This is a genomic window from Ochrobactrum sp. PL_is483 (assembly GCF_055816855.1).
On the sequence record NZ_JBVPGS010000036.1, the window covers coordinates 81,139 to 106,978 of the forward strand.

23 protein-coding genes are annotated in these 25,840 nt (G+C 58.8%); 16 read left to right on the top strand and 7 right to left on the bottom strand.

The features are described 5' to 3' along the window. The first annotated feature begins 92 nt into the window (after nt 1-92). The 4 genes from mnmG to AC0TNJ_RS12090 are packed head-to-tail and all read left to right on the top strand — an operon-like array spanning nt 93 to nt 4,409. The gene (gene mnmG, locus AC0TNJ_RS12075; RefSeq protein ID WP_473771278.1) at nt 93-2,003 is read left to right on the top strand and encodes a tRNA uridine-5-carboxymethylaminomethyl(34) synthesis enzyme MnmG; all 1,911 of its coding nucleotides are present in this window, start codon (nt 93-95) and stop codon (nt 2,001-2,003) included. Next, nucleotides 2,000-2,641 (top strand): 16S rRNA (guanine(527)-N(7))-methyltransferase RsmG, encoded by a 642-nt coding sequence (gene rsmG, locus AC0TNJ_RS12080; protein ID WP_473771279.1) that lies wholly within the window; start codon nt 2,000-2,002, stop codon nt 2,639-2,641. The genes mnmG and rsmG overlap by 4 nt, the downstream gene beginning before the upstream one ends. Nucleotides 2,642-2,685: 44 nt before the next feature. Next, nucleotides 2,686-3,483 carry a ParA family protein gene (locus AC0TNJ_RS12085; protein ID WP_121981401.1) on the top strand — a complete coding sequence of 266 codons (798 nt, stop codon included), beginning with the start codon at nt 2,686-2,688 and terminating at the stop codon, nt 3,481-3,483. Between the two features lie 44 nt (nt 3,484-3,527). Next, nucleotides 3,528-4,409, top strand: a complete 882-nt coding sequence (locus AC0TNJ_RS12090) for a ParB/RepB/Spo0J family partition protein (protein WP_121986874.1) — start codon at nt 3,528-3,530, stop codon at nt 4,407-4,409. Nucleotides 4,410-4,589: 180 nt separating this feature from the next. On the opposite strand, the gene holA is transcribed toward AC0TNJ_RS12090, so the two are convergent. The 3 genes from holA to AC0TNJ_RS12105 form a co-directional block, all read right to left on the bottom strand. Continuing rightward, entirely contained in the window at nt 4,590-5,633 is a 1,044-nt protein-coding gene (holA, locus tag AC0TNJ_RS12095; protein ID WP_473771280.1) for a DNA polymerase III subunit delta, read from the bottom strand. 192 nt (nt 5,634-5,825) lie between these two features. Then, nucleotides 5,826-6,620 (bottom strand): ABC transporter ATP-binding protein, encoded by a 795-nt coding sequence (locus AC0TNJ_RS12100; protein ID WP_122002801.1) that lies wholly within the window; start codon nt 6,618-6,620, stop codon nt 5,826-5,828. After that, nucleotides 6,617-7,501, bottom strand: a complete 885-nt coding sequence (locus AC0TNJ_RS12105) for an ABC transporter permease (RefSeq protein ID WP_121986877.1) — start codon at nt 7,499-7,501, stop codon at nt 6,617-6,619. The genes AC0TNJ_RS12100 and AC0TNJ_RS12105 overlap by 4 nt, the downstream gene beginning before the upstream one ends. Nucleotides 7,502-7,596: 95 nt before the next feature. Between AC0TNJ_RS12105 and AC0TNJ_RS12110 the strand changes: the two genes are divergently transcribed. From AC0TNJ_RS12110 to AC0TNJ_RS12120, 3 genes are all read left to right on the top strand, one after another. Then, nucleotides 7,597-8,052 carry a hypothetical protein gene (locus tag AC0TNJ_RS12110; RefSeq protein WP_473771281.1) on the top strand — a complete coding sequence of 152 codons (456 nt, stop codon included), beginning with the start codon at nt 7,597-7,599 and terminating at the stop codon, nt 8,050-8,052. 81 nt (nt 8,053-8,133) lie between these two features. Continuing rightward, the gene (locus tag AC0TNJ_RS12115; protein WP_473771282.1) at nt 8,134-8,694 is read left to right on the top strand and encodes a cytochrome b; all 561 of its coding nucleotides are present in this window, start codon (nt 8,134-8,136) and stop codon (nt 8,692-8,694) included. Between the two features lie 673 nt (nt 8,695-9,367). Continuing rightward, on the top strand, nt 9,368-9,973 hold the full coding sequence (locus tag AC0TNJ_RS12120) for a TetR/AcrR family transcriptional regulator (protein WP_473771283.1): 606 nt from the start codon (nt 9,368-9,370) through the stop codon (nt 9,971-9,973). Between the two features lie 392 nt (nt 9,974-10,365). On the opposite strand, the gene AC0TNJ_RS12125 is transcribed toward AC0TNJ_RS12120, so the two are convergent. Further along, nucleotides 10,366-11,319: an ABC transporter substrate-binding protein gene (locus AC0TNJ_RS12125; protein WP_121999865.1), complete on the bottom strand. Its 954-nt coding sequence runs from the start codon at nt 11,317-11,319 to the stop codon at nt 10,366-10,368. A 269-nt stretch (nt 11,320-11,588) separates the two neighbouring features. Between AC0TNJ_RS12125 and AC0TNJ_RS12130 the strand changes: the two genes are divergently transcribed. Beyond that, nucleotides 11,589-12,611 carry an LLM class flavin-dependent oxidoreductase gene (locus AC0TNJ_RS12130; RefSeq protein ID WP_473771284.1) on the top strand — a complete coding sequence of 341 codons (1,023 nt, stop codon included), beginning with the start codon at nt 11,589-11,591 and terminating at the stop codon, nt 12,609-12,611. Between the two features lie 34 nt (nt 12,612-12,645). On the opposite strand, the gene AC0TNJ_RS12135 is transcribed toward AC0TNJ_RS12130, so the two are convergent. Further along, nucleotides 12,646-13,815 carry a dihydrodipicolinate synthase family protein gene (locus AC0TNJ_RS12135; RefSeq protein WP_473771285.1) on the bottom strand — a complete coding sequence of 390 codons (1,170 nt, stop codon included), beginning with the start codon at nt 13,813-13,815 and terminating at the stop codon, nt 12,646-12,648. A 241-nt stretch (nt 13,816-14,056) separates the two neighbouring features. Here AC0TNJ_RS12135 and AC0TNJ_RS12140 point away from each other — a divergent pair, with 241 nt between their 5' ends. The 8 genes from AC0TNJ_RS12140 to AC0TNJ_RS12175 are packed head-to-tail and all read left to right on the top strand — an operon-like array spanning nt 14,057 to nt 23,900. Continuing rightward, nucleotides 14,057-15,115 (top strand): LacI family DNA-binding transcriptional regulator, encoded by a 1,059-nt coding sequence (locus AC0TNJ_RS12140; RefSeq protein ID WP_473771286.1) that lies wholly within the window; start codon nt 14,057-14,059, stop codon nt 15,113-15,115. Further along, a complete protein-coding gene (locus AC0TNJ_RS12145) occupies nt 15,094-16,095 on the top strand; it encodes a Gfo/Idh/MocA family protein (RefSeq protein WP_473771287.1) in 1,002 nt (333 codons plus the stop codon). Before AC0TNJ_RS12140 ends, AC0TNJ_RS12145 begins: the two co-directional genes overlap by 22 nt. 5 nt (nt 16,096-16,100) lie before the next feature. Next, the gene (locus AC0TNJ_RS12150) at nt 16,101-17,711 is read left to right on the top strand and encodes an acyl CoA:acetate/3-ketoacid CoA transferase (RefSeq protein ID WP_473771288.1); all 1,611 of its coding nucleotides are present in this window, start codon (nt 16,101-16,103) and stop codon (nt 17,709-17,711) included. Beyond that, nucleotides 17,704-18,480 (top strand): enoyl-CoA hydratase/isomerase family protein, encoded by a 777-nt coding sequence (locus tag AC0TNJ_RS12155; protein WP_473771289.1) that lies wholly within the window; start codon nt 17,704-17,706, stop codon nt 18,478-18,480. Before AC0TNJ_RS12150 ends, AC0TNJ_RS12155 begins: the two co-directional genes overlap by 8 nt. Continuing rightward, nucleotides 18,474-19,994 carry an aldehyde dehydrogenase family protein gene (locus tag AC0TNJ_RS12160; RefSeq protein WP_473771290.1) on the top strand — a complete coding sequence of 507 codons (1,521 nt, stop codon included), beginning with the start codon at nt 18,474-18,476 and terminating at the stop codon, nt 19,992-19,994. Before AC0TNJ_RS12155 ends, AC0TNJ_RS12160 begins: the two co-directional genes overlap by 7 nt. A gap of 12 nt (nt 19,995-20,006) precedes the next feature. Then, on the top strand, nt 20,007-21,491 hold the full coding sequence (locus tag AC0TNJ_RS12165; RefSeq protein WP_473771291.1) for a GMC oxidoreductase: 1,485 nt from the start codon (nt 20,007-20,009) through the stop codon (nt 21,489-21,491). Beyond that, nucleotides 21,488-22,252, top strand: coding sequence for a 3-ketoacyl-ACP reductase (locus AC0TNJ_RS12170; RefSeq protein ID WP_473771292.1), 765 nt, complete (start codon nt 21,488-21,490; stop codon nt 22,250-22,252). The genes AC0TNJ_RS12165 and AC0TNJ_RS12170 overlap by 4 nt, the downstream gene beginning before the upstream one ends. Nucleotides 22,253-22,262: 10 nt before the next feature. Then, nucleotides 22,263-23,900 carry a GMC family oxidoreductase gene (locus AC0TNJ_RS12175; RefSeq protein ID WP_473771293.1) on the top strand — a complete coding sequence of 546 codons (1,638 nt, stop codon included), beginning with the start codon at nt 22,263-22,265 and terminating at the stop codon, nt 23,898-23,900. Here AC0TNJ_RS12175 and AC0TNJ_RS12180 read toward each other — a convergent pair. Both AC0TNJ_RS12180 and AC0TNJ_RS12185 read right to left on the bottom strand, forming a co-directional pair. Then, entirely contained in the window at nt 23,897-24,337 is a 441-nt protein-coding gene (locus tag AC0TNJ_RS12180; RefSeq protein ID WP_473771294.1) for a GFA family protein, read from the bottom strand. The genes AC0TNJ_RS12175 and AC0TNJ_RS12180 overlap by 4 nt on opposite strands. 118 nt (nt 24,338-24,455) lie before the next feature. Further along, complete coding sequence (locus tag AC0TNJ_RS12185; RefSeq protein WP_473768049.1) at nt 24,456-25,763, bottom strand: HlyC/CorC family transporter; 1,308 nt, start codon at nt 25,761-25,763, stop codon at nt 24,456-24,458. Between the last annotated feature and the right edge of the window lie 77 nt (nt 25,764-25,840).

Below are 25,840 nucleotides of genomic sequence, written 5' to 3' on the forward strand. Positions count from 1 at the left end.
CCCGGCGCTCACTTTAATCTTTCGTTTCAAACCCATTCGTGGCAAAGAGACATCTTTCAGAAACGGATTCGAGTTGCGTCAGGATGAACCAAATGAGTTCGACCGAAGCTACAGCCTTTGATGTCATTGTGATCGGCGGCGGCCATGCGGGATGCGAGGCCGCTTCTGCTGCTGCGCGCGCAGGTGCCAAGACGGCGCTCGTGACGCATCGCTTTGATACGATTGGCGTCATGTCCTGCAATCCAGCTATCGGCGGATTGGGCAAGGGGCATCTTGTGCGCGAGATCGATGCGCTTGATGGCCTGATGGGCCGCGTCGCCGATGAAGCTGGCATCCAGTTTCGCCTGTTAAACCGCCGCAAGGGGCCTGCCGTCCGTGGCCCCCGAACCCAGGCCGACCGCAAGCTTTATCGGCTCGCCATGCAGAAGATGATTGCCGCGCAGGACAATTTGACTGTCGTGGAGGGCGGTGCGCATGATCTGCTGGAACAGGATGGGCGCGTTGCCGGTGTTGTTCTGTCCGATGGACGGACACTGACATGCGGTGCCGTTGTCTTGACGACCGGCACATTCCTGAACGGGTTGATCCATATCGGCGAGAAGAAAATTCCGGCTGGCCGCATGGGTGAGAAGCCAGCGCTCGGCCTGTCCGAACGACTGACATCGTTCGGCTTTGCGCTCGGCCGTCTCAAGACGGGCACCCCGCCACGACTGGATGGCCGCACCATTGACTGGCAAAGCCTGGACATGCAGTCTGCCGACGAAGATCCAGTGCCGTTTTCGCTGATGACGGATCGGATCACCACGCCGCAAATCGATTGTGGCATCACTCGCACAACCCCGGAAACCCACGCTATCATTCGCGCCAATTTGCATCGTTCCGCGATGTATTCAGGCTCGATTGAGGGGATTGGTCCTCGTTATTGCCCGTCCGTGGAAGACAAGATCGTCAAGTTTGGCGACCGCGATGGCCACCAGATATTCCTTGAACCGGAAGGTCTGGATGACGATACCGTTTATCCAAACGGCATATCGACGTCGCTGCCCGAGGACGTGCAGCTTGATATATTGAAGACGATACCAGGGCTTGAAAAGGCCAATATGCTGCAACCCGGATATGCGATTGAATATGATTTCATCGATCCGCGCGAGTTGAAGCGCAGCCTTGAAACCCGAAAAGTCACTGGCTTGTTTCTGGCTGGACAGATCAATGGCACGACTGGCTATGAAGAAGCTGGCGCGCAAGGTCTGCTCGCTGGCATCAATGCCGCGCGCCGGGCGTCGGGCGGCGAACCCGTCATTATCCAGCGCACCGAGGCCTATATCGGCGTCATGGTCGATGACCTGACATCGCGCGGTGTCAGCGAACCTTATCGCATGTTTACCTCTAGGGCCGAGTTCCGTCTGTCGTTGCGTGCGGACAATGCCGATCAGCGTCTCACGCCGCTGGCAGAAAAGCTTGGCATATTGGGGCAGGCCCGCAAAGAGCGCTTTGAAGCACGCGAGGCGGCGTTGGGCGCGGCGCGGTCGCTAACCCAATCGCTGACAATCACGCCTAATCTCGCCAATCGCTACGATTTGCGGCTCAATCAGGATGGTGTCCGCCGGTCGGCCTATGATCTCCTGTCCTATCCGGAAATCGATCTCGCCCGGCTGAAGTCCATCTGGCCTGAACTGGAAGCCATCGATCCGACAACGCGGGAAGCGCTGGAGATCGAGGCGCAATATGCTGTCTATATGGACCGCCAGAAAAGCGACATCGCGGTGATGGAACGCGAGGAGCAACTGCTTATCCCGGCTGGATTGGATATTGATGGAATATCCGGTCTTTCCAATGAGTTGAAGCACAAGCTCAAGCAGCGCAAGCCGGAAACAATCGCCGAAGCGCAGCGTGTCGATGGAATGACGCCAGCGGCGCTGGCGCTTCTCATCGCACAGATCAAGAAGTTCGGTTATCGCCATAAGGCGGCTGCGGACCTCATCGAAGGGCAGGGCGCTGCATGAGCGCCGATACCCGTTTTGAGAGCCTGAAAGCAATTGTTCCCGCTGTTTCACGTGAAACAGCGGGTCGCTTGATTGCCTTTGAAGAACTGTTTCGCAAATGGTCGAAGGCGATCAATCTCGCATCGCCCTCGACCCTGAATGAGTTGTGGACGCGGCATATTCTGGACAGCGCCCAGCTCTTTCCGCTGGCGAGTGACGCCAAGAACTGGCTGGATATCGGCTCCGGCGGCGGGTTTCCAGGCATCGTCACGGCCTGTTTCCTTGCAGATCAATCCGGTAGCGCTATCGATCTTGTCGAGAGTGCGGGGAAGAAGGCGGCGTTTTTGCGCACCGCAGCCGGCCATTTGAACGTCCCGGCACGCATTCACTCAGCGCGCATAGAAGCGATGTGGCAGAAGATCGAGACCCCGCAGGTGGTTACGGCACGCGCATTGGCATCACTGGACGATCTTTTTGGTCTGGCAGAGCCGTGGCTCACCAATGGCGCCAAGGCTCTCTTCCAAAAAGGTCGGGATTATCAGCGCGAGATCGATGAAAGCCGTGTCGGTTGGAGTTTCGATCTGGTACAACATCAAAGTGCTATCGATCAGGCTTCGGTCATTCTCGAAATCAGCAATCTTCGGCGCAAGACCGGTTGATGGCTGAAAATTTCGAACGGGCGGGCAGCAGCAAGGCGACGGTGATGAACAAAATGTCCAGGATCATAACCATTGCAAACCAGAAGGGCGGCGTGGGCAAGACGACCACCGCCATCAATCTGGCCACGGCCTTGGCCGCTATTGGCGAAACGGTATTGATCGTCGATCTTGATCCGCAAGGCAATGCCAGCACCGGCCTCGGCATCGATCGCCGCAATCGGCCATTGTCATCCTACGACGTGCTGACGCAGGAATCGTCCGTTCCGGACGCCGCAATGCCGACCGATGTGCCGAACCTCCATATCGTGCCATCGACGCTCGACCTTCTCGGCATTGAAATGGAAATTGCGCAGTCGGCCGACCGCACGCGCCGCCTGCGCGACGCCTTGCGGTTTGATTCCGGCGTGTCCGAGCGCTTTTCCTATGTGCTGGTCGATTGTCCGCCATCGCTCAATCTCCTGACGCTGAACGCAATGGCGGCAGCCGATTCCGTTCTGGTGCCGCTGCAATGCGAGTTTTTTGCGTTGGAAGGCTTGAGCCAGCTTTTGCAGACTGTCGATCAGGTGCGGTCGTCGATCAATCCCGAGCTGTCGATCCAGGGGATTGTGCTGACCATGTTCGACAGCCGCAACAATCTTGCCGCGCAGGTGGTGGATGATGTTCGCTCTTTCATGGGCGAAAAGGTCTATCGCACCGTTATTCCACGCAATGTGCGTGTGTCGGAAGCGCCGTCACATGGCAAGCCAGCCATTCTCTACGATTTGAAATGTGCTGGCAGTCAGGCCTATTTGCAACTGGCGTCGGAAGTTATCCAGCGCGAGCGGCAATTGCAGGCCGCATGAGCCGATCGATTCGATGACGAAACAATTCAGGAATAAGCCGAACGATGAATGACGATCCTTCAAAAAAGCGCCTTGGCCGCGGATTAGCGGCGCTGATCGGTGAGATCGACCGCCCTGCTGAAGAGCGTAAGGCACCGGTTCCCATCGAGCGGAATGTTCCGATTGAGTTCGTGACGCGCAATCCGCGCAATCCGCGCCGCATGTTTTCGGAAGGCGAACTGGAAGATCTGGCGCAGTCGATCAAGGAACATGGCGTTGTGCAGCCGATCGTCGTGCGCCCCGCACCGGGCCAGCCAGACCGCTTCGAGCTGATCGCCGGTGAACGCCGCTGGCGCGCGTCGCAGCGCGCCGGTGTCGATACGATCCCGGTGATTGTTCGTGATGTCGATGACCGTGTGGCACTTGAAATCGCGATCATCGAAAACGTCCAGCGCGCCGACCTGAATGCGGTTGAAGAAGCGCTTGGATATCAACAGCTTATCGACAATCACGATTATACGCAGAACGATCTGGCGCAGGTCATCGGCAAAAGCCGCAGCCATGTCGCCAACACGCTGCGCCTGCTTAAACTGCCGCAGCCTGTGCAGGACTTCATTGTCGATGGCGCGCTTTCGGCAGGTCATGCCCGCAGCCTCATCACGATGGAAAACCCGACCGCGCTGGCGGAACGGATCGTCAAGGAAGGCCTGTCGGTTCGTCAGGTCGAGGCGCTTGCGCAGGCGGAAGCACGGGGCGGCGCGGAAGCCAAGCCAGGCAAGGCAGGTCCGGTCGAGAAGGATGCCGACACCAAGGCGCTCGAAAAGCTGCTTTCTGATGTTACCGGCATGAAGGTCGAAATCAATCATCGCGATCGGGGCGGTGAGGTCAAGATACGCTATAGTTCTCTCGAGCAACTTGATGAGATTTGCCGTCGTCTCCAGAGCTGATCTTCAAAGCAATATATAAATTAAAAGCTCGTTGCTTATATTTGCGGCGAGCTTTTTCGTTTGTATCGAAAAAATACCAGAGGTGACTGATAGATTCTTCTCTGCATTTCAAGTGGAAGCACTCTATCTATTTTCTTTTCGCATTATCCAACGCAAAACCGCTACGCTGGAAATGCTTTGCTATCGCCGGGCGTTTCGAAGTGATTCTACCCCGATTGCCAGCAAGCACTGGCGGATGATCGGAATGGCAAGGCCCGCATTCTGGCGGCTTTCGAGAACGGCGCGTTGCAGGCGTTCCATCACGCGCGCAAGGCTTTCGCCGCTCCAGCGGCTGACCGCATTCTCAATCAGCTTCTTGCGGTTGAAGAAGATCGGCGGGCGCGCCGCCGCCACAACCACGGAAGCGCTTTTGCGCTCCGTATCGGCGATATGGCGCAAGGTTTGCACCTGCTGGAACTGGCGCATCGCTGTGTTGAGCACGAGAAAGGGCGCTGTCCCGGATTTCACCACGCGGTCAAAGGAAACTTCGAAGCGCGCGAGATCGCCCGCCAGTACCGCGTCGATCACCTCATCGGTGGAAAGCCCGGCGACATCGCCCACCGCTTCGCGCACATCGTCTATATCGATCCGTTCCTTGCCGCGTGCATAAAGGCAGAGCTTTTCAAGCTCGCCGCGCGTGGCAAGACGATCACCGCCAAGGCTGGCGCGCAGGAGTTGGCGACCGTCAAGCGTGATCTGCATCTTCCATTCGGCCAGAACGTCGTCAATGACGCCGTCGATCCCGCGGCTATCGTCGGAATAACAAGGCAGGGCCATGCCCGCAGACGCGTTCTCCACAGCGCTGCGCAGACCCGCACCCTTCTTGAGATCGCCCGCCTCGACAAGCACGAAAGTTTCCTGCGGCGGCTCGGTCGCAAGCAGCTTGATCGCTTCGGCCAGCTTCTTCTGGCCAGCGGCGTTCTTGATCCAGATCAGGCGCTGGCCGCCGAACATGGAGATCGTGCGGGCTTCGTCGGCGAGCTTCGCCGGGTCGGCCTCGATCTCGTCGGCTTCCATGCGAATGACGGCAAACGGGTCATCCAGCGGCAGCTTGCTGGCTTCGGCAAAACGGCGTGCGCGTTCGCTCACCAGCCCCTTGTCGGGTCCGTAAAGCAGCACGACCGGGAACGAGCTCGTCGGCCTTGCCAGAAAACTGTCGACTTCATTTGCTTTTTTCTGCGCCATATCCGGTTCTTAGAACATTTCGAGCAGAAACAAAACAGCCGCCGGTCGCGTCGACGGCGGCTGTGAAACATAGCTGTTTGCAAAACCTGCGTTTTGTTTGAGCATGATTTTATCCGATGGAAGCAGGATCAGAAATCAGTCCACTGGACTGATTTCCCTGCGCAGGCGGTTCCCACTTTTGGGAATCATGCTCTATTCGATCAGAAGCGCATCGTCATCGAGCGTCTGGCCGCGCACCTTGCGGAACATTTCGATGAGGTCTTCAACGCCGAGCGTCTTGCGCTTGTCGCCGGTCACGTCGAGCAGGATCTTGCCGCCGTGCAGCATGATCGTGCGGTCGCCATAATCCAGCGCCTGCCGCATGGAGTGGGTGACCATCAGCGCGGTCAGCTTGTTTTCGGCAATAAGCGTGCGCGTCAGTTCCATGACGAATTCGGCCATGCCGGGATCGAGCGCTGCCGTGTGCTCGTCGAGCAGCAGGACTTCCGAACCGGAAAGCGTTGCCATGATGAGCGAGAGCGCCTGCCGCTGGCCGCCGGAGAGCAGTTCCATGCGGTCATGCATGCGGTTTTCCAGCCCCAGATTGAGGCTTGCCACGCGCTCGCGGAACCAGGCGCGGCGGTTCGAATTGAGCGCGTGGGTGAGGCCGCGCGCCTTGCCGCGTGAGGCGGCCAAGGCGAGGTTTTCCTCGATGGTCAGCGTGCCGCAGCTTCCGGCCAGCGGGTCCTGGAACACGCGGGCGACCAGGCCGGCGCGGTCGGCGGTGGATTTGCGGGTCACATCCTTGCCACTGATGACGACATTTCCGGCAGTGGGGATGACATCGCCTGCGAGAACGCCCAGCATTGTCGATTTACCGGCGCCGTTCGAGCCGATGACCGTGACGAAGGAGCCCTGATCCATGGTCAGGTTGATCTTGTTCAGTACCTGTTTTTCAAGCGGAGTGCCGCGACCGAAGACGACATCGAGATTGGAAAGTTCGATCATGCGGATGCTCCTCCGCGACGCAGGCGCGGCAATATCAGGGCGAAGGTGACGAGAAGGGCGGTCGCGATGTTGAGATCGGATGCCTGCAGGCCGAATGCCGAACCCTTGGAAAGCGCAAACTGGATGGCGATGCGATAGATGATCGAACCAAGCACACAGCCAAGCAGGATGACCAGTATGAAGCGGCTGCGCAGCAGCGTTTCACCGATGATGACCGCCGCAAGGCCAACCACGATGGTGCCCGCGCCGGAGGTCACATCGGCAAAGCCGTTTGTCTGCGCGAAGAGCGCGCCGCCGAGCGCCACCAGTGCGTTGGAGAGCGCCATGCCGAGATAGATCTGCCGGTCGGTGCGAACGCCCTGGGCGCGCGCCATTCTCGGATTGGCGCCGGTTGCGCGCATGGCAAGCCCCATGTCGCTTTCCAGAAAGCGCCAGACGAGGAAGACCGCGATGGCAACCAGCACGAAGAGAAACAGCGGGCGCACATAATATTCGGGAATGCCATGCCCGAAGAACGGCGTCAGCATGGTGTCCTGGCTGATGAGCGAGATGTTGGGCGCGCCCATGACGCGCAGATTGACCGAGAACAGCGCGATCATGGTCAGGATGGAGGCGAGAAGATTGAGAATCTTGAAACGCACGTTCAGCGTTGCGGTCACAAGCCCGGCAGCGGCACCGGCAATCATGGCGATGGCCGCGGCGAGCCAGGGATTCATGCCTCCGAGGATCAGCACGCCGGTGACGGCAGCGCCCAGCGGGAACGAACCGTCAACCGTCAGATCGGGGAAATCGAGGACACGGAACGCCAGATAGACGCCGATGGCTACAAATGCGAAGACGAGGCCCAATTCGACCGCACCCCAGAAGGCGATCTGACTCACAATGTCATTCCTTGTTTCTCGCCGCGACCAAAACGAACGATTTCCGCTACAGGGCGGCTTTCATCGTCGGCGTTGCGAAAACCGGGAATTCCCGGATGGTCCGCTCGGCCAGATTCAGTCACGACCGGTTTGTTCTGAGTTCGCTTCCGGTGAGCCTGTCACCTGAAACATTTCCCCGGTTTATGCTTGCAGCAAAACTGCATCCAGCCGGGTGCAGGGCACTGCAAATTTCATTTGCCGCATTGCTAGCGGTTTCTTGCTATATCGCTTTGGCGATACAACGCAAAAAGCGCCAGCGCGCAAGCATTATCGCTACAAATGCGCCAAAAAGCGCCATCAAGCGAGTTCATTCCCCATTCCATGGATTCCAGGGCGATGTTGTAAATCGGCGGGGATCGCGGTTTATCGCGCTGCGGTTCGTGCCCATCCCGAAAAGTGGGAAACGATTTTCGGGATGCACGTTAAAAGGAAAACATCTGGAGCGCAGGTCTGATCCATTCGTATCGAAGCATGCCAAGGCTTGGTGGCTATTGATTCGTTATAAAAAATAGAATACAGAATAGGTTATACTTCAATCTATCGTTCTATAATAAGAAATATATAAAATAATATCTAATTATATAGGAATATTCATGAGCAGTGCTTCTTCAATGTTGGACTCTGTTAATCGCTATGGGTTGGTGAGCCGTATATTCCACTGGTCGATGGCCGTTTTATTTATCTTGCAGTTTGGTATCGCAATTACCCTTTCTCTGTCGGGAGAGGGCGCCGTAAGCGATGCGCTTTGGCCGCTGCACCAACAAGTCGGGTTCACTTTGTTTTTGTTGGCCTTTCTGCGTGGAGCATGGGGAATCCTGAATCTCGGCCGTCGGCACCACGCGCCTGGGCTGTCGGGAAGACTGGCCGCCGCCGGGCATTTGGGTATCTACGCTCTCATGCTCCTGGTGCCCTTGCTGGCGCTGATGCGGGCGGCAGGGGATCAATACGGTTTTTCGTTCCTCGGCGTCGAAATATTCACGCCTGCCGTTGTGGAAAATACGGCGCTGACGGCTCCCGGCAATGCAGCCCACAGCTTGCTGGGCTGGGTTTTGCTGGCGGCGATTGCAGGGCATGTCGCGATGGCAATGCTTCACCACTTCATGCTGGGGGATGACACTCTTCGCAGAATGATTGGCCGAGAATCGAAGCGGTGATCAGTCAAAGCATTTCCAGCAAAAGTGCGGAGCGGTTTTGCGTCGGATAATGCGGGAAACAAAGCATTTCCAGCAAAAGTGCGAAGCGGTTTTGCGTCGGATAATGCGTAGAGACAGAGCATTTCCAGCAAAAGTGCGAAGCGGTTTTGCGTCGGATAATGCGGTAAAAACAAAAGGTTGGAGCGCGTCCTATCTGATCGAGCAGGAGCAGAAATCAGTCCTGTGGACTGATTTCCCTGCGTGACGCGCTCTGCCGGTCAATCAGCGGCTGATGAGGAAATCACTTCCATTCGCGCCCTTCCACCCCAGTTTGGGCGCGTCGCAATTTTCATTGAATGCCCGGCCATGGTTTGCATTCACACAGTCCGCCTGGATAGAGCGAACATCGTTTTGCGCAGCACTCACGCATCCCGCTCCTGTTACCATTATGGCAACAAGCAACGCAGCATTGATGAACTTCATCTTTCTATAGAACCCATGTTTAACGGTGAATGGTACGTGATAATTTCAGTGACCTTTCACTGAAAAATACTTCTCATTCATTGTTGTTGACGATTTATACAAAATATGTGAGTGTTTACTCACATTGTCTACTCGCATTCGGAAAAATCGCGACATGGCCAAGCTGCGCGCCACAAATCCCAGAAAATCCGCCTCGCAGGAGAGGTCAAGAATGACCGTCGAAGCGATACTGGATGCCACTGCTCGCGTTTTGGTGCGTGAAGGTTATGCCCGGACCAGCACAAACCGCGTCGCCGCGGTAGCCGGTGTGAGCATCGGGTCGCTCTATCAGTATTTTCCAAACAAGGAGTCGCTGGTGGCGGCGCTTGTCGCGCGGCACAATCGCGAAATTCTGGCCTTGCTTGAAAATTCCATGCGGGAGTGCGCGTCGGACGACCTGAACAGCGCCATGCGGGAACTCATTCGCGCCATGATCGCCGCGCATCGGGTTGATCCCGAGCTCCACCGCATCCTGAAGGAAGAAGTCCCCAGAATCGGAAAACTGGCCGAGGTGGAAGCGATCCGCAAGGATACGCTACATCTGGTTCGCCATTATCTCGAAGAATGCAGGGATGACGTTCAGGTCAAGGACCTTGATACGGCTGCGTTTATTTGCGTAACCACCGTGGAGACGCTGACCCATGCCATAGTTCTCAACGATTGCGGGCATTCCCTGTCCGATGAGGACGAGATTGTGGAACATATCACCCGGATGGTCGCGGGATATCTGGGCACGGCACCGCTGCCCATCCGCCCGATCTTGAAAGAAGCGGCCTGATTCCGATTCTGGCGCATGGCCTCACATATGATGGGTGGGCCCGGCATGGAGCGCGATCTGGCAGAAGCAGACAGCGCTCCGTTAGTGCGCGTTTCGATCCGATTGGATCAGATCGGCGCTCGAACTTCTTCTATTTCAAGCATAATCTTATCGATCCTCGTTTCACTCCGGTCGGATTATGCTCTAAAATTGGAAGTCTTCTATCTATTTGTTTTCTCAGCATTTCCGAACGTAAAACCGTTTCACACTTTTGCTGGAAATGCTTTGTTTTCCCGCATTGTCCAACGCAAAACCGCTTCGCACTTTTGCTGGAAATGCTCTCAAAGCCGGTAGAACTTTGTTCCGACATTTGCATCGACCGGCGACGCAAATGTCGGAGACGGATCGCTGGATCAGTCGATCTTGCTGGTAGCGCGGTCGATGACGGCCTGCGGGAACTCGACGCCCATCTTCTTGGCTGCACCAAGATTGATGACGAGATCGGTACCCTTGGCGATGTCGACCGAAATGTCGCCCGGCTTTTCGCCCTTCAGAATCTTGACCACGACGGCGCCGGTCTGCTTGCCGACATCGTAATAGTTGAAGCCAAGCGCAGCCACTGCGCCGCGCTTCACGGAATCCGTATCGGCGGTGAAGAGCGGCAGCTTGCTTTCCTCGGCAACGCCGACGGCGCTTTCCAGAGCCGAGACGATGGTGTTGTCGGTCGGGACATACATCGCATCCGCGCGGCCAACGAGCGCACGGGCAGCGCCCTGGACTTCAGCCGACTTGGTGGCGGCCGATTCAACGATTTCGATGCCTTCGGCGGAAGCAGCTTCCTTCAGCGCCGCCAGAAGCGACACGGAATTGGTTTCGCCGGAATTGTAGAGATAGCCGAGCTTCTTGATGTTCGGCATCACTTCCTTGATGAGCTTGATATGCTCCGCCACAGGCGACATGTCGGAAAGGCCGGTGACATTGCCGCCGGGCTTTGCCATGTCCTTGACGAGCTGCGCGCCGACCGGATCGGAAACGGCGGTGAAGACCACCGGAATATCGCGGGTGGCCGAAACGACAGCCTGTGCCGACGGCGTGGAGATCGGGACGATCACGTCCGGCGCTTCGCCGACGAACTGGCGGGCGATCTGCGCTGCGGTTGCCGGGTTGCCCTGTGCGGACTGGTAGACGAATTTCAGGTTTTCGCCTTCCTTGAAGCCTGCTTCCGCCAGCGCGTCCTTCACGCCGTCGCGGGCGGCGTCGAGGGCCGGATGTTCAACGATGGCGGTTACGGCGACGGTGACGTCTTTTGCCTGTGCCGAAGTGGCAATGGCCGTTGCGGCCAGCAAGGCCAGAAGCATAGAACGCATGAAAATCTCCCCTGTTTTGGTGCGTTGCTTATCGGCAAACACCTTTTCTCCAATAACCTCAGATTGAAGGTTTATCCGCCAGATTTGAGGCTTAATCGGCTCCGGATAGACTGTCAACGTATCCGAAGAAGGTGCGGTTGCTTCCCGCGCGAAAGCTGCAGGTTGCGAATACTGAACACTGTGTCCGTGTTTGGCGCCCTTCCAATCGTGCCCTGTGCCGCCATATTGGACTGGAACCAAATTTTTGCCCGCAATCAGGGAACATCATCATGAAGAAAATCGGCTTTCTTTCCTTCGGCCACTGGTCGCCGTCGCCGCAATCGGGAACCCGTTCGGCAAGCGATACATTGCTGCAGTCGATCGATCTGGCCGTCGCCGCCGAGGAACTGGGGGCCGATGGCGCCTATTTCCGCGTGCACCATTTTGCGCGCCAACTCGCTTCGCCCTTTCCGCTGCTTGCAGCCATTGGCGCCAAAACCAGCAAGATCGAGATCGGTACCGCCGTCATCGACATGCGGTATGAAAATCCGCTCTATATGGTCGAGGATGCAGGCGCTGCCGACCTGATCTCCAAGGGCCGCTTGCAGCTTGGCATCAGCCGCGGCTCGCCGGAACAGGTGATCGACGGCTGGCGTTATTTCGGCTATGCGCCGGAAGAGGGCAAGACCGATGCCGATATGGGCCGCCAGCATGGCGAGGTGTTTTTCGAGGCGCTGAAGGGACAGGGCTTTGCCCAGCCCAATCCGCGCCCGATGTTTCCGAACCCTCCCGGTCTGCTGCGTCTTGAGCCGCACTCGGAAGGCCTTCGCGACCGGATCTGGTGGGGTGCTGTATCGGATGCTACGGCTGTGTGGGCGGCAAAGCTTGGCATGAACCTGCAAAGCTCGACCTTGAAGAAGGACGAGTCTGGCGAGCCGCTGCACATCCAGCAGGCCAAGCAGATTCGCGCCTATCGTGAAGCCTGGAAGGAAGCCGGACATACGCGCACGCCGCGTGTCTCGGTGAGCCGCAGCATCTTCGCGCTGGTCGATGATCGCGACCGGGCCTATTTCGGCAATGGCGGCAAGGAACAGGATTCCATCGGCTATATCGAGGAAGACCTGCGGGCCGTCTTCGGGCGGTCCTATGCTGCCGAGCCTGACCGGCTGATCGAGGAACTGGCCAAGGACGAGGCGATTGCCGAAGCCGATACGCTGCTTCTCACCGTGCCGAACCAGCTTGGCGTCGAGTACAACGCGCATGTGATCGAGTCGATCCTCAAGCATGTCGCGCCGGGCCTCGGCTGGCGGTGACGAGTTGGAAACAGGCGGTGAACCCCGCCTGTTTTCACGATATGCCGTGAACGGCCATCAGCTTTTTCATGCGGCGGATGGCGAGTTCCGGCTGGTCGAGCACATTGGCTTGATCGGCAAGGCGGAAAATGTCGGCGTAGTGCAAAATGCCACGCGCCGACTGCATTCCGGCGGGCATGGTGAAATGGGTCTGGTGGCCGTTCAGCCAGGCGAGAAACACCACGCCCGCCTTGTAATATTGCGTCGGTGCTTCAAAGATTTTTCGCGATAGCGGCACGGTCGGCTCAATGATCGCGCGGAAGCGGGCATTGTCGCCCGCTGCCAGCGCCGCCAGAGCGCTGGAAGCCTGCGGGGCGACCGCATCGAAAATGCCGAGCAGCGCATGGCTGTGCCTGTTTCCGTCGCCTTCGATCAGCGGCGCATAGTTGAAATCATCGCCCGTGAAGCACAGCACGCCTTCCGGCAGGCGGTTGCGTAACGCGATTTCATAGCGCTCTTCCAGCAGCGAAATTTTTATGCCTTCCACCTTGTCGCGATTGGCTTCGATGATGCGAATGACGGTGTTCAGTGCTTCATCGAAATTTTCCGAACCCCAATAGGCTTTGAGCTGTGGGTCGAACATATCGCCCAGCCAGTGCAGCACGACCTTTTCACGGGCCTGCGCGAGAATCCGGCCATAGACTCTGGCATAATCGTCGGGCGACCTGGCAATGCGGGCCAGTGCGCGGCTGGCCATCAGGATGAAACGACCGCCGTGTTTTTCGATGAAACCGGCCTGTGTTTCATAGGCCTTGATGATGTCGTCGAGGCTTTTTGCTTCCGCCGGATCGAGGTGGTCGGTGCCAGCGCCGCTGGCGAGATCGGCACCCGCTACGGTCTTGCTTTCCGCCAGTGAGCGGCGGATCAGTTCCTGTGCGCCTGCCCAGTTCAGCCCCATGCCGCGCTGCGACGTATCCATCGCTTCCGCGATCCTGAAACCGAGGCCCCACAGATGATGGCGGAAAGCCATGGTCGCGTCCCAGTCGATGGCCGGGTCGTTCCACGGGCGGGTATCTTGCAGCGGATCGGAAACCACATGCGCTGCCGCATAGGCGATGCGGTTGAACTGCGGCGGGTTTTTGGGGCGCGGGGTTTGTGTCCCGGTCAGCCTGTAGGCATTCAGGCTTCCATTACCGTCTGGCAGGATCAGTTGATGATCGCCCATGATTGTTCCTCCGCCTCTCATGCCGTTTTAATTTAGAACGTTCCAAATGGCAATTCGGTCAAAAATTGTGGCGAAAGTGTGATTTGAGCGTGTTTTGCGCCAAATACGGATTCTCGGAAAAAACATGAACCGAAAACTGGCTTGAATTGTGGCGAACTCAAGGCGCAGAACGGTTTTTCTCTCGGCTCTTGACAGTGTTGGAACGTTCCAATTAAATCGGCAATCGAAACCGGAGCAGATCATGAGCAAGGGCAGCGTCACCGTTATCGATATTGCGCGCGAGGCTGGCGTGTCGAAATCGACCGTCTCGCTGGTGCTGCGTGACAGTCCGCTGGTTCATGCCGAAACCCGCGCCAAGGTTCAGGCGGCAATCGAGAAACTTGGCTATGTCTATAACCGTTCGGCGGCCAATCTCCGTCAGGCGAAGTCGAAAATCATCGGCCTTGTGGTCAATGATCTGACCAACAGTTTCTTTGCCGAACTTGCCGTCGGTGTGGATCGCGTCATGCAGTCGGCTGGCTATGTGCAGTTTCTGGCCAATACGGCGGAAAGCGTTGACCGTCAGCGCGAGGTGATTGCTTCGATGCGCGAACACGGCATTGCCGGGCTGATTATTTCGCCAGCACGTGGAACAGACGCTGGTGATCTGAAACCATTGGCGAAAAGCGGCCTGCCGGTTGTGCAGATGGTTCGCGAGGTGCCGGGCGCCGGCGTTTCCTCCATCGTTTCGGATAATCGCGGCGGTGTTGCGAAGGCGGTCGAGCATCTGGTGTCGCTGGGGCATAGGTCCATCGCCTTCATGGGCGGTTATGCGGATATAGCGGTGTTTGCCGAGCGCGTTTCGGGTTATCGCGCAGGGCTGGAGCAGGCGGGCATCGGCTTCGACGAGGCGCTGGTCTTTACCTCCGCCCCATCACGCGCTGGCGGCGTCGAGGCGGTCGAACAGATGCTGCGGCACGGCCTGAAACCGACGGCGGCAGTGTGTTTCAACGATGCGGTGGCGTTTGGTGTTTGTGACGGCCTGCGCGCCGCAAATCTGGAGCCGGGCCGGGATTTCGGCGTGGTCGGCTTTGACGATGTGATTGAAGCAAAGACCGCTGTTCCAGCACTGACGACCGTGGCTGTCGATCCGCAAGGTTTGGGAGAACGTGCGGCGCAGCTTTTGCTGAAGCAGATCAATTCGGAACGGGTGGAGGCGGAGGCGCAGCGCTTGTCGGTGCGTCTTGCGGTGCGTGCAAGTTGCGGCGCGCCGCTCAGAAAACCGGAGGAGAAATTCAAGTGGCAAAGTGGGGCCTTATAGGCGCAAGCACCATTGCGAAAGAATGGGTGATCGGAGCCATTCGCGCGACCGGCGGGGAAGTTGTTTCCGTCTACAGCACCAATGCCGCGCGCGGCGAAACCTATGCCCGTGAAAACGGGATCGCCCGCTTCGTGACAAGCCTCGAAGCGCTTTTGTCCGACCCGGAAATCGACGCCGTTTATATCTCCACTACCAATGAACTGCATCGCGATCAGGCGATTGCCGCGGCACAAGCGGGCAAGCATATCCTGTGCGAAAAGCCGCTGGCGCTGACGATCGGCGACGCGCATCAGATGCTGAAAGCCGTGCGCGAGGCGGGCGTTGTGGCAGGCACCAACCATCATTTGCGCAATGCCGCAAGCCACCGCGCCATGCGTGATGCCATTGCTGCGGGCAAGATCGGCAAGGTGCTGGGTGCCCGCGTTTTCCATGCGGTTTACCTGCCGCCGCATCTGCAAGGCTGGCGCATCGAGCGCCCCGATGCGGGCGGCGGCGTGATCCTGGATATTACCGTGCATGATGCGGATACGCTGCGTTTTGTGCTGGGTGAAAACCCGGTCGAAGCGGTCGCTTTCAGCCAACAGGGCGGCTTATGTGGCGAAGGGCTGGAAGACGGCGTGATGGGCGTTCTGCGTTTTCCATCCGGCGCGATTGCCCAGTTTCATGATGCCTTCACCACCAAATATGCCGAAACCGGCTTCGAGGTGCATGGCAGCGAAGGCTCGCTGATTGCGCGCAATGTGATGACCCAAAAGCCGTTGGGAACCGTCATCCTGCGTGACAAGAACGGCGAGCACGAATTGCCGCTCGACCACAAAAATCTCTACGAAACCGCCTTGCAGGTTTTCCACAATGCCATTGAGGGCAGGGGCCAGCCTTCGGCCACTTTGGAGGACGGCATCTGGTCGCTTGCGACCGGGCTTGCCGTCGCTGAAGCTGCCAAGACCGGCAAGGCAACCGCCGTTCATTCAGGACTTTGAGACTTATGAGCAAGCATATTTCATTTGCAGAAGCCGCTGCACTTATCCCCGACAATGCAGTGGTTTCCGTTTCGTCATCGAGCGGCCTTGGCTGCCCGGATATGATGCTGAAGGCCATTGGCGAGCGGTTCGATGCAACCGGCCATCCCCAAAACATCACCACGCTGCACCCGATCGCGGCGGGCGATATGAGCGGCATCAAGGGTGTCGATTACATCGCCAAGAAGGGGCTTCTCAAGAAGATCATTGGCGGTTCCTATCCGTCCGGGCCATCAAGCGCCGAGCCGCCGCTGATCTGGCAGATGATCACCAATAACGAGATCCCGGCCTATAATATCCCGTCCGGCATATTGTTCGACATGCACCGCGAAGCTGCCGCCAAGCGCCCCGGCGTGCTGACCAAAGTGGGGCTTGATACATTCGTCGATCCCAAGCGTCAGGGCACGGCGATGAACGACAAGGCGCGGGAGGAACCTGTCGTCAAGCATGTCAGCTTTGAGGGCGAGGACTGGCTGTTCTTCCCCAATATCGTGCCGCATGTCACCATCATCCGGGCAACGACTGCGGATGAACGCGGCAATCTCACCTATGAGCACGAGGGTGCCTATCTCGGCGGTCTGGATCAGGCGCTGGCGGCACGCAACAATGGCGGCATCGTCATTGCGCAGGTGAAGCGCATTGCCAAGGAAGGCACGCTGAAGCCGCATGATGTGCGCGTGCCGGGTGTTCTGGTTGATTATATCGTGGTCGATCCCGACCAGAAGCAGACGACGCAGACGCTCTATGATCCGGCTATTTCCGGCGAGATTTTCCGCCCGCTGGATACGTTCCGTCTGCCCGAGTTCAATATCCAGAAGGCGATTGCGCGGCGTGTGGCGCAGGAATTGCAGGCGGGAAGTGCGGTCAATCTTGGCTTTGGCATTTCCGCCAATGTGCCGCGCATTCTGCTGGAAGAGGGCCTGCATGGCGCGGTGACATGGGTGATCGAGCAGGGCGCTGTCGGCGGCGTGCCGTTGCTGGATTTTGCCTTTGGCTGCGCATCCAATGCCGACGCCTATATGCCGTCGCCCTATCAGTTCACCTATTTTCAGGGGGCGGGCTTTGACGCCTCGCTTCTGTCCTTCCTGGAGATCGGGCGCGACGGTTCGGTCAATGTGTCGAAGCTTTCATTCCGTCCGCATGTGACGGCGGGTGCTGGCGGCTTTGTCGATATTACCGCGCGCGCCAGGAAGATTGTTTTCTCCGGCATGTTCAATGCCGGGGCTAAACTGTCGGTCGCTGACGGCAAGCTGGTGATCGAGAAAGAAGGCAAGCTGAAAAAGCTTGTCACGCAAGTCGAGCATGTCACCTTCTCCGGCCCGCGTGGCGTCCAGCAGGGGCAGGACATTACCTATGTCACCGAGCGCGCCGTGATGAAGCTGACGGCGGACGGCATCGTGCTGACCGAGATTGCGCCCGGTATCGACTTGCAGGCGCATATTCTGGATCAAGCCGAGTTTCCGCTGATTGTCTCTGACCGGCTCAAGACCATGGATGAGGCGCTGTTCCGCGAAGAACCAATCGGGCTTTCGCTGCCGCAAAAACCTGCCCGAAAGCTGGAGGCGCAACATGGCTGACAGAATAGAAATTGCCATCGAAAACCACATCGCCGTCATGACGATCAAGCGGCCCGAAAAGCTCAATGCCTTCGACATCGAGCTTTTGCAGGAATTGTCTGCCGCCTGTGACCGGGTGGAGGCTGACAGCAGCGTGCGGGTTGCGATCCTGACCGGTGAGGGCAAGGCTTTTTCCGCAGGCGGCGACATCAAGGCCTGGGGCGGTATGGAACCGCAAGAATTCGGCCATGCCTGGGTGCGCTACGGGCATCGCGTGTTTGAGCGGCTTGCGACTTTGCGTGTGCCATTGATCGCGGCGATGAACGGTCATGCGCTGGGCGGCGGGCTGGAACTGGCGGGCGCTGCCGATATCCGCATTGTCGAGCGGCAGGCGAAGATCGGCCTGCCGGAAACCTCGCTCGGCATGGTGCCCGGATGGTCGGGCACGCAGCGCCTTGTGCGCCGTTTCGGGGCGCAGATCGTGCGCCGCATGGTGCTGGGCGGCGAAATGTTCACGGCAGACGAAGCGCTGTCGCATGGACTGGTCGATCATGTGGTCGATACGGGCGAAGCCTTGCAGGCGGCGCAGGATTATGCGGCGCGGGTGGCAAAACGCGGACCGGCAGCGCTCGAAATTTCCAAGCTGATGCTGTCTGTCGCCAATGGCGAGGACAACGGAACCGCCGTCGAGGCGCTGGGGTCCATCCTCGTCGCCAAGACCGGCGATCTGAAAGAAGGCGTGCGCTCGTTTACCGAAAAGCGCGAAGCGAATTTTGAAGGAAAATGGTGATGAGCGTTGTTGTGAAACCGCAGCCGTTGACCGGGCTGGAAGTCCGCGAATTCTCCATGCTGATCGATGGCAAATGGGTGCAAAGTGAGAGCGGCCAAACGATTGAGCGCGTGGCGCCCGGCCATGGCGTCACCGTCAGCCGTTATCCGGCGGGCAACAAGGCCGATGTGGAACGCGCCGTTGCGAGCGCCCGCAAGGCTTTCGATGATGGGCGCTGGTCGTCGAAAACTGCTTCGCAGCGTTCGCTGGTGCTGCTGAAAGCCGCTGATCTGATCGAGGCGCGGGCGGAAGAGCTTGCCTATCTCGATGCGATTGAAGCCGGCAAACCAATTAGCCAAGTGCGGGGAGAAATCGGTGGCGCTGTCGATATCTGGCGTTATGCGGCAGCGCTTGCACGCGACCTGCATGGCGAAAGCTACAACACGCTGGGTGATGGCACGCTTGGTGTCGTGCTGCGCGAGGCAATTGGCGTTGTTTCTATCATTACGCCGTGGAATTTCCCGTTCCTGATCGTCGGGCAAAAGCTGCCTTTCGCGCTGGCTGCCGGTTGCACCGCAGTGGTGAAGCCTTCGGAACTGACCTCTGGCTCGACATTGCTGCTCGGTGAAATTCTGGCCGAGGCAGGTGTGCCGGACGGCGTCGTCAATATCGTCACCGGAACGGGTGCCGATGTCGGCCAGCATATGAGCACGCATCCGGATGTGGACATGGTGTCGTTCACCGGCTCGACCGGCGTCGGCAAGCTGACCATGGCCAATGCGGCGCAAACGCTTAAGAAAGTGTCGCTGGAGCTTGGCGGCAAGAACCCGCAAATCCTGTTCCCGGATGCGGATATGGATGCCTTTATCGACGCGGCGGTGTTCGGCGCGTGGTTCAATGCGGGCGAGTGCTGCAATGCCGGGTCGCGCCTGATCGTGCACCGTTCGATTGTCGATGAGATTGTCGGGCGTGTGGCCGATCTGTCGAAAAAGGTGATCGTTGGCGATCCGCTTGATGTCAGCACGCAGGTCGGCGCGATCATCACGCCGCAGCATCTGACAAAGGTTGGCGCCTATGTCGATCAGGCCAAAAAGGCAGGCGCTGCGATTGCCCATGGCGGCGATGTGCTGGACCTCGGCCTTGGCCAATATATGGGACCGACCATCCTTGCCGGTGTAAAGGCCGACATGGCCGTGGCGCGCGAGGAAGTGTTCGGGCCGGTTTTGTCGGTGCTGTCCTTCGATACGGTGGATGAGGCGATCTCGATTGCCAATGCGGTTGATTACGGGCTTTCGGCGGGCGTGTGGAGCCGCGATTTCGATACCTGCATGACCATCGGGCGCAAGGTGCGGGCGGGTACTGTCTGGATGAATACATTCATGGACGGCACGCCGGAACTGCCTTTCGGCGGCTATCGCCAGTCCGGTCTGGGGCGCGAATTGGGGCGTCATGCGGTGGAGGATTACACCGAGACCAAGACGCTCAACATGCATATCGGTGCGCGGACGGGCTGGTGGATGCCGCAGGCTAGGTAGGGAGTAACGGCTTTGGGAGGACAGCCGGATATCGTCATTATCGGATCGGGTATCGGCGGCGCGACAATGGCCGCCGGTCTTGCCGCATCGGGCGCGGATATTCTTATTCTGGAGGCGGGAGAGCGCCTGGCCGACAGGCCGGAAAACCGCGACCCGCGCGCCATTTTTCAGCGCGGTTTCTTCCGCCCGCAAGAGTTCTGGCATGAGCCGGACGGCACGCCTTTCAATCCCGGCAATTATTACAATGTCGGCGGCAATTCCAAATTCTATGGCGCGGTGCTGATCCGCTATCGGCGCGAGGATTTTGAGGAGCTGGCGCATCTGGAAGGCGTGTCGCCCGCATGGCCCTTTGCCTATGAGGAACTGGAGCCGTGGTATTGCAAGGCGGAAGAGCTGTTTCAGGTGCGCGGCGAACTGGGCGACGACCCGACCGAGCCGCATCATTCAAAGCCATATCCTTATGCGCCGGTGCGCGACGAGCGCCCGATTGCCGATGTGCGGGCGCGGCTGAAAAAGGCGGGACTTCATCCAGCTTCCTTGCCATTGGGTGTTGATATCGAGCGCTGGCTGGCAAAGGCCAAGACGCCGTGGGACGCGCATCCCAATTGCGATGACGGCAAGATGGACGCGGAAAGCTGCCCGCTTGCGCAAGCGCTTCAATATCGGAATGTCCGGCTCGAAACTTCCGCGCGTGTGACGCGGCTGGAAGCGGGGCCGGATGGAAAGACTATTGTGGCGGTGCATTATGTGAAGAACGGTGAGGCGCTGGTCCTGCGCCCGAAGCTGGTTATTCTCTCAGCGGGCGCTGTGCAGTCGGCGGCGCTTCTGCTGCGTTCGGGACTGGCGAACCGTTCCGATCAGGTCGGCCGCAATTTCATGAATCATAATTCCAGTGCGGTGATCGCTTTCGATCCGCGCTATCGCAATGACAGCGTCTACCAGAAGACATTCGGTTTTAACGATTATTATCTGTCGGACGGGGCAGGCGGGCCGCCGCTCGGCAATGTGCAATTGCTGGGTCGCGTGTCGGGGGCGATCCTGAAATCCAATATGCGCCAAGTGCCCGAATGGCTGTTGAACCGCATTGCCGGGCATACAATCGATTTCTACGCCATGAGCGAAGACCTGCCATCGCCGGAAAGCCGCGTGAGCGTGGATGGCGACCGCATCGTCCTGCATTGGATGCGCAGCAACTGGAAGGCGCATCTGATGCTGGTGGAAAAGCTCAAATCTGCGCTGCGTGCGGCGGGCTTTCCGGTGGTGCTGTCGCGGGCCTTTGATCGGCGCACGCCGTCGCATCAATGTGGCACGGTGCGCATCGGCAACGATCCGGCGACGGCACCGCTTGATCCCTGGTGCCGCGCTTATGACCATCCCAATCTCCATGTGGTCGATGCGTCATTCCTGCCGACATCGGCGGCGGTCAATCCGGCGCTGACCATTGCCGCGCAAGCCCTGCGCGTGGCGGACCATTTGAACCGGGAGGTGCTGGCATGAACCGTCAAAGACCTGTGGCGCTGGTGACCGGCGGGCGGCGCGGGATCGGGCTTGGCATTGCCCGCGCGCTTGCCGCCAAGGGTTTCGATCTGGCGATCACCGACCGTGAATGCGACGAGGCCGTCGCGCATGAATTGCGCGGTCTTGGCGGAAAGGTGGCTTTCTTTGAAAGCGATCTCGCCGCCGTTGGAATGCATGAGAAAACCGTTTCCGCGGTGATGAAGGAATTCGGCGGCATCGATTGCCTCGTCAACAATGCAGGCATGGGTTCGGTCGAGCGCGGCGATTTTCTGGGGCTGAAGCCTGAGAACTTCGACACGATCATGGATGTGAACCTGCGCGGCACGGTGTTTTTCACGCAGGCCGTGGTGAAGGCCATGCTGGCCGCAGCCGAAGTGCGCTTTCCACGCAGCATCATAACCATCAGTTCTGTTTCGTCGGTGATGACCTCGCCCGAGCGGCTTGATTACTGCATCAGCAAGGCAGGCCTCACCGCCTTCGTGCAGGGGCTGGCGCTGCGTCTTGCCGAAGCGCGGATTGGCGTGTTCGAGGTGCGCCCCGGCATCATCCGCACCGATATGACAGCTAAAGTTGCCGAGCGTTATGACGGACTGATCGAAGCCGGTCTGGTGCCGATGAAGCGCTGGGGCGAGGCGGGCGATGTCGGCGCGATCGTGGCCGGGCTTGCCGGTGGCGATTTCATCTTTGCGACAGGCTCGGCGATCCATGCCGATGGCGGCCTGTCGATTGCAAAACTGTAAGGGTAGCGCGATGGATTACGATTATATCATCGTCGGCGGCGGGCCCGCCGGTTGCGTTCTCGCCAATCGCCTGAGCGAAGATGCGTCGACAAAAGTGCTGCTGCTGGAGGCGGGCGGAAGCGACTGGAATCCGCTGTTCCACATGCCTGCGGGTTTCGCCAAGATGACCAAGGGCGTTGCCAGCTGGGGTTTTGAAACCGTTCCGCAAAAGCACCTGAAAAACCGCGTGCTGCGCTATACGCAGGCGAAAGTCATCGGCGGCGGCTCCTCGATCAATGCGCAGATTTATACGCGCGGCAATGCCGCCGATTATGATCTCTGGGCCGGAGAGGATGGCTGCACCGGCTGGGACTATCGCCATGTGCTGCCCTATTTCAAACGCGCCGAGGACAATCAGCGCTTCAACGATGATTATCATTCCTATGGCGGGCCGCTGGGCGTTTCGATGCCTTCCGCGCCATTGCCGATCTGCGATGCCTATATCCGCGCCGGGCAGGAGCTGGGCATTCCCTATAATCCCGATTTCAACGGGCGTGAGCAGGCGGGCGTCGGCTTTTACCAGCTCACCCAGCGCAACCGCCGCCGCTCCTCGGCCTCGCTTGCCTATCTCGCGCCGATCAAGGGGCGCCAGAATCTGACAATCCGCATGAATGCACAGGTAGCCAACGTCGTGCTTGAGAAGACGCGCGCAACCGGCGTTGCGCTGATGAGCGGCGAGGTCTTGCGCGCAAACCGCGAGGTGATTGTCTCGTCCGGCGCTATCGGCTCACCGAAGCTCCTGCTGCAATCGGGTATCGGCCCCGCCGATCATCTGAAAAAGGTCGGCGTTGGTGTGAAACACGATCTGCCGGGGGTGGGCGAAAACATGCAGGATCATCTCGACCTGTTTGTCATCGCCGAATGCACCGGCGACCACACCTATGACGGCGTGGCAAAGCTGCACCGCACGCTTGCCGCAGGCCTGCAATATATGCTGTTGCGTTCCGGCCCGGTGGCATCCAGCCTGTTTGAAACCGGTGGTTTCTGGTATGCGGACCCGGATGCCCGCTCGCCGGATATCCAGTTCCATCTGGGGCTGGGATCAGGCATTGAAGCCGGTGTCGAGAAGCTCAAGAATGCCGGCGTGACGCTCAATTCCGCCTATCTGCATCCGCGTTCGCGCGGGACGATACGGCTTGCCTCCAGCGATCCGACAGTCGCCCCCCTGATCGATCCCAATTACTGGAGCGATCCGCATGATCGCAAAATGTCGCTCGAAGGCCTGAAGATCGCCCGCGAAATCATGAGCCAGGACGCCTTGAAGCCCTATGTCATGGCCGAGCGCCTGCCGGGGCCGAAGGTCGCCAGCGATGACGAGCTGTTCGATTATGCCTGCGCCAATGCCAAGACCGATCATCATCCGGTCGGCACCTGCAAGATGGGAACCGATGCCATGGCCGTTGTCGATCTCGATCTTAAGGTGCGAGGACTGGAGGGCCTGCGGGTCTGTGACAGCTCGGTCATGCCGCGTGTTCCATCGTGCAACACCAATGCGCCGACCATCATGATCGGCGAAAAGGGAGCGGACATTATTCGCGGCCTCGACCCGCTGCCGCCCACGGTGTTTTCAAGGGAGAAGAACGAACAGAAGCAACGGGCGCGGAATTAGTCTCCGTCAACGGCTGGCTCAAAACGCAGATACCCCACCACACCCGACCCCTTTCGGTTTGGAGTGTCGGACGGGTGATTCACGCCGTCGCTGACCGGAACAGCTTTGAAATCAAACGGTGAGACGCCTTCCAGACAGGCGGCATTCACGCCGTACTGGTTCGGATTGGAGCGGCGCTGGTGGAAGGTGTAAATCCCGCATTTCGAGCAGAAATAGTGTTTCGCTATGCCGGTATTGAAGGTGTAGAGCGTCAGCGCGTCTTCGCCTTCAAGGATTTCCAGCCCGCCAAGATCAGCCGAAACCGCCACGGCCCCGCGCATCCGGCAATAGGAACAGGTGCAGCGCCGGGCCGTATGCAGGCCGTTCGATAATTTGACGCGAAAACGCACGGTGCCGCAGTGACACGCGCCGTTGGCTTCCTTGATATCGGGGTACATTTTCTCTCCTCGCTTTTGCACGAAGGCTATTTTGTTTTTTGCCGGTTTGCCACTGCCGTCGTGACGGGAGGCCTGCACGGCATCGAAGGGCGGCTGCAACAGTTCGTCTGAAGGGCTGTCAGCGCGGTAAAGCCGCAACAATCGGGGCAGGTTTTCCATCGGCGTCGAGCGGCACGATGCGCAAGCGCGTCAGGCGGTTCTTTTCCTTCTTGAGCACGGAAAAGCGTTTCCCATGGAAAGTGAAAGCCTGCTTCACTTCCGGGATCGTCTGGGTCTCATGAATGACGAGACCGGCAATCGTGGTCGCTTCTTCATCCGGCAAGGACCAATCAAGCGCACGGTTGATATCGCGAATCGGCAGCGATCCGTCGACGATCACCGAGCCGTCAGGCTGCAGGCGAACGCCCTGCATGTCGATATCGTGCTCGTCGGCAATATCGCCGACGATCTCTTCCAGAATGTCCTCCAGCGTCACCAGTCCCTGCACATCGCCATATTCATCGACGACGATGGCGATATGCGCCTTGCGGCGGAGGAAGGCGTCGAGCTGGTCCTGCAATGTCGTCGTGTCGGGCACGAACCACGGCTTGCGCGCGACCTTCATGATGTCGATGCGGGTGAAATCATTGTCGACATCGTAGAGCGCGCGCAGCAGATCCTTGGTGTGGATAATGCCGACAATATTGTCGATATCGTCGCGCCAGAGCGGCATGCGCGTGTGGGGGCTCGCCAGAATATCGCGCACGATCTCTTCCGCCGCGGCATCGGCATTGACAGTGCCCATCGAGGTCCGGTGCACCATCACGTCGCTGACTTCCAGTTCCTTGAGGTCAAGGAGGCCGCCCAGCTGGTCGCGGTCTTCCTTGATGAGCGACTTGTCGCGATGCAGCACCTCCACCGCGCCGCGCAGTTCCTCCTGCGGGCTCAGCATGGAACGGCCTGCCGCCAGATTGACGCCGCACAGCTTGAGGATCGCGCGCACGATCCAGTTCACGGCACTGGAAATCGGACCGAGGATCAGGACGACAAGCGACACGCCGCGCGCAACCGCCAGCGAAAAACGGTCGGGACCGGAAATTGCCCAGGATTTCGGCAGCACTTCAGCGAAGATGACCAGAATGATCGTCATCGCCAGCGTGGCATAGGCGACGCCCGCATCGCCGAACAGGTTCAAAAAGATGCTGGTGGCAATCGAGGAAGCCAGAATATTGGCGAGGTTGTTGCCGATCAGAAGCGCGCCGATCAGCCGGTCGCGGCGGCTGATAAGGCGCTGGACCAGCCCCGCTCGCTCGTCGCCATTATGTTCGAGCGTAAGCATGCGGGCCCGTGAGGCGGCGGTCAGCGCCGTTTCGGAGCCTGAGAAAAACGCCGAGAGAATGACGCAGAGCAGGATGATGCCGCACATGACCCAAAGCCCGAAAGCCATTCGCCTTGTCCTCTTATAGCAGGGCGCCAGGATGCTGACGCATCACGCCCTGAAGTTGCTCAATCGCCGCACGAGCC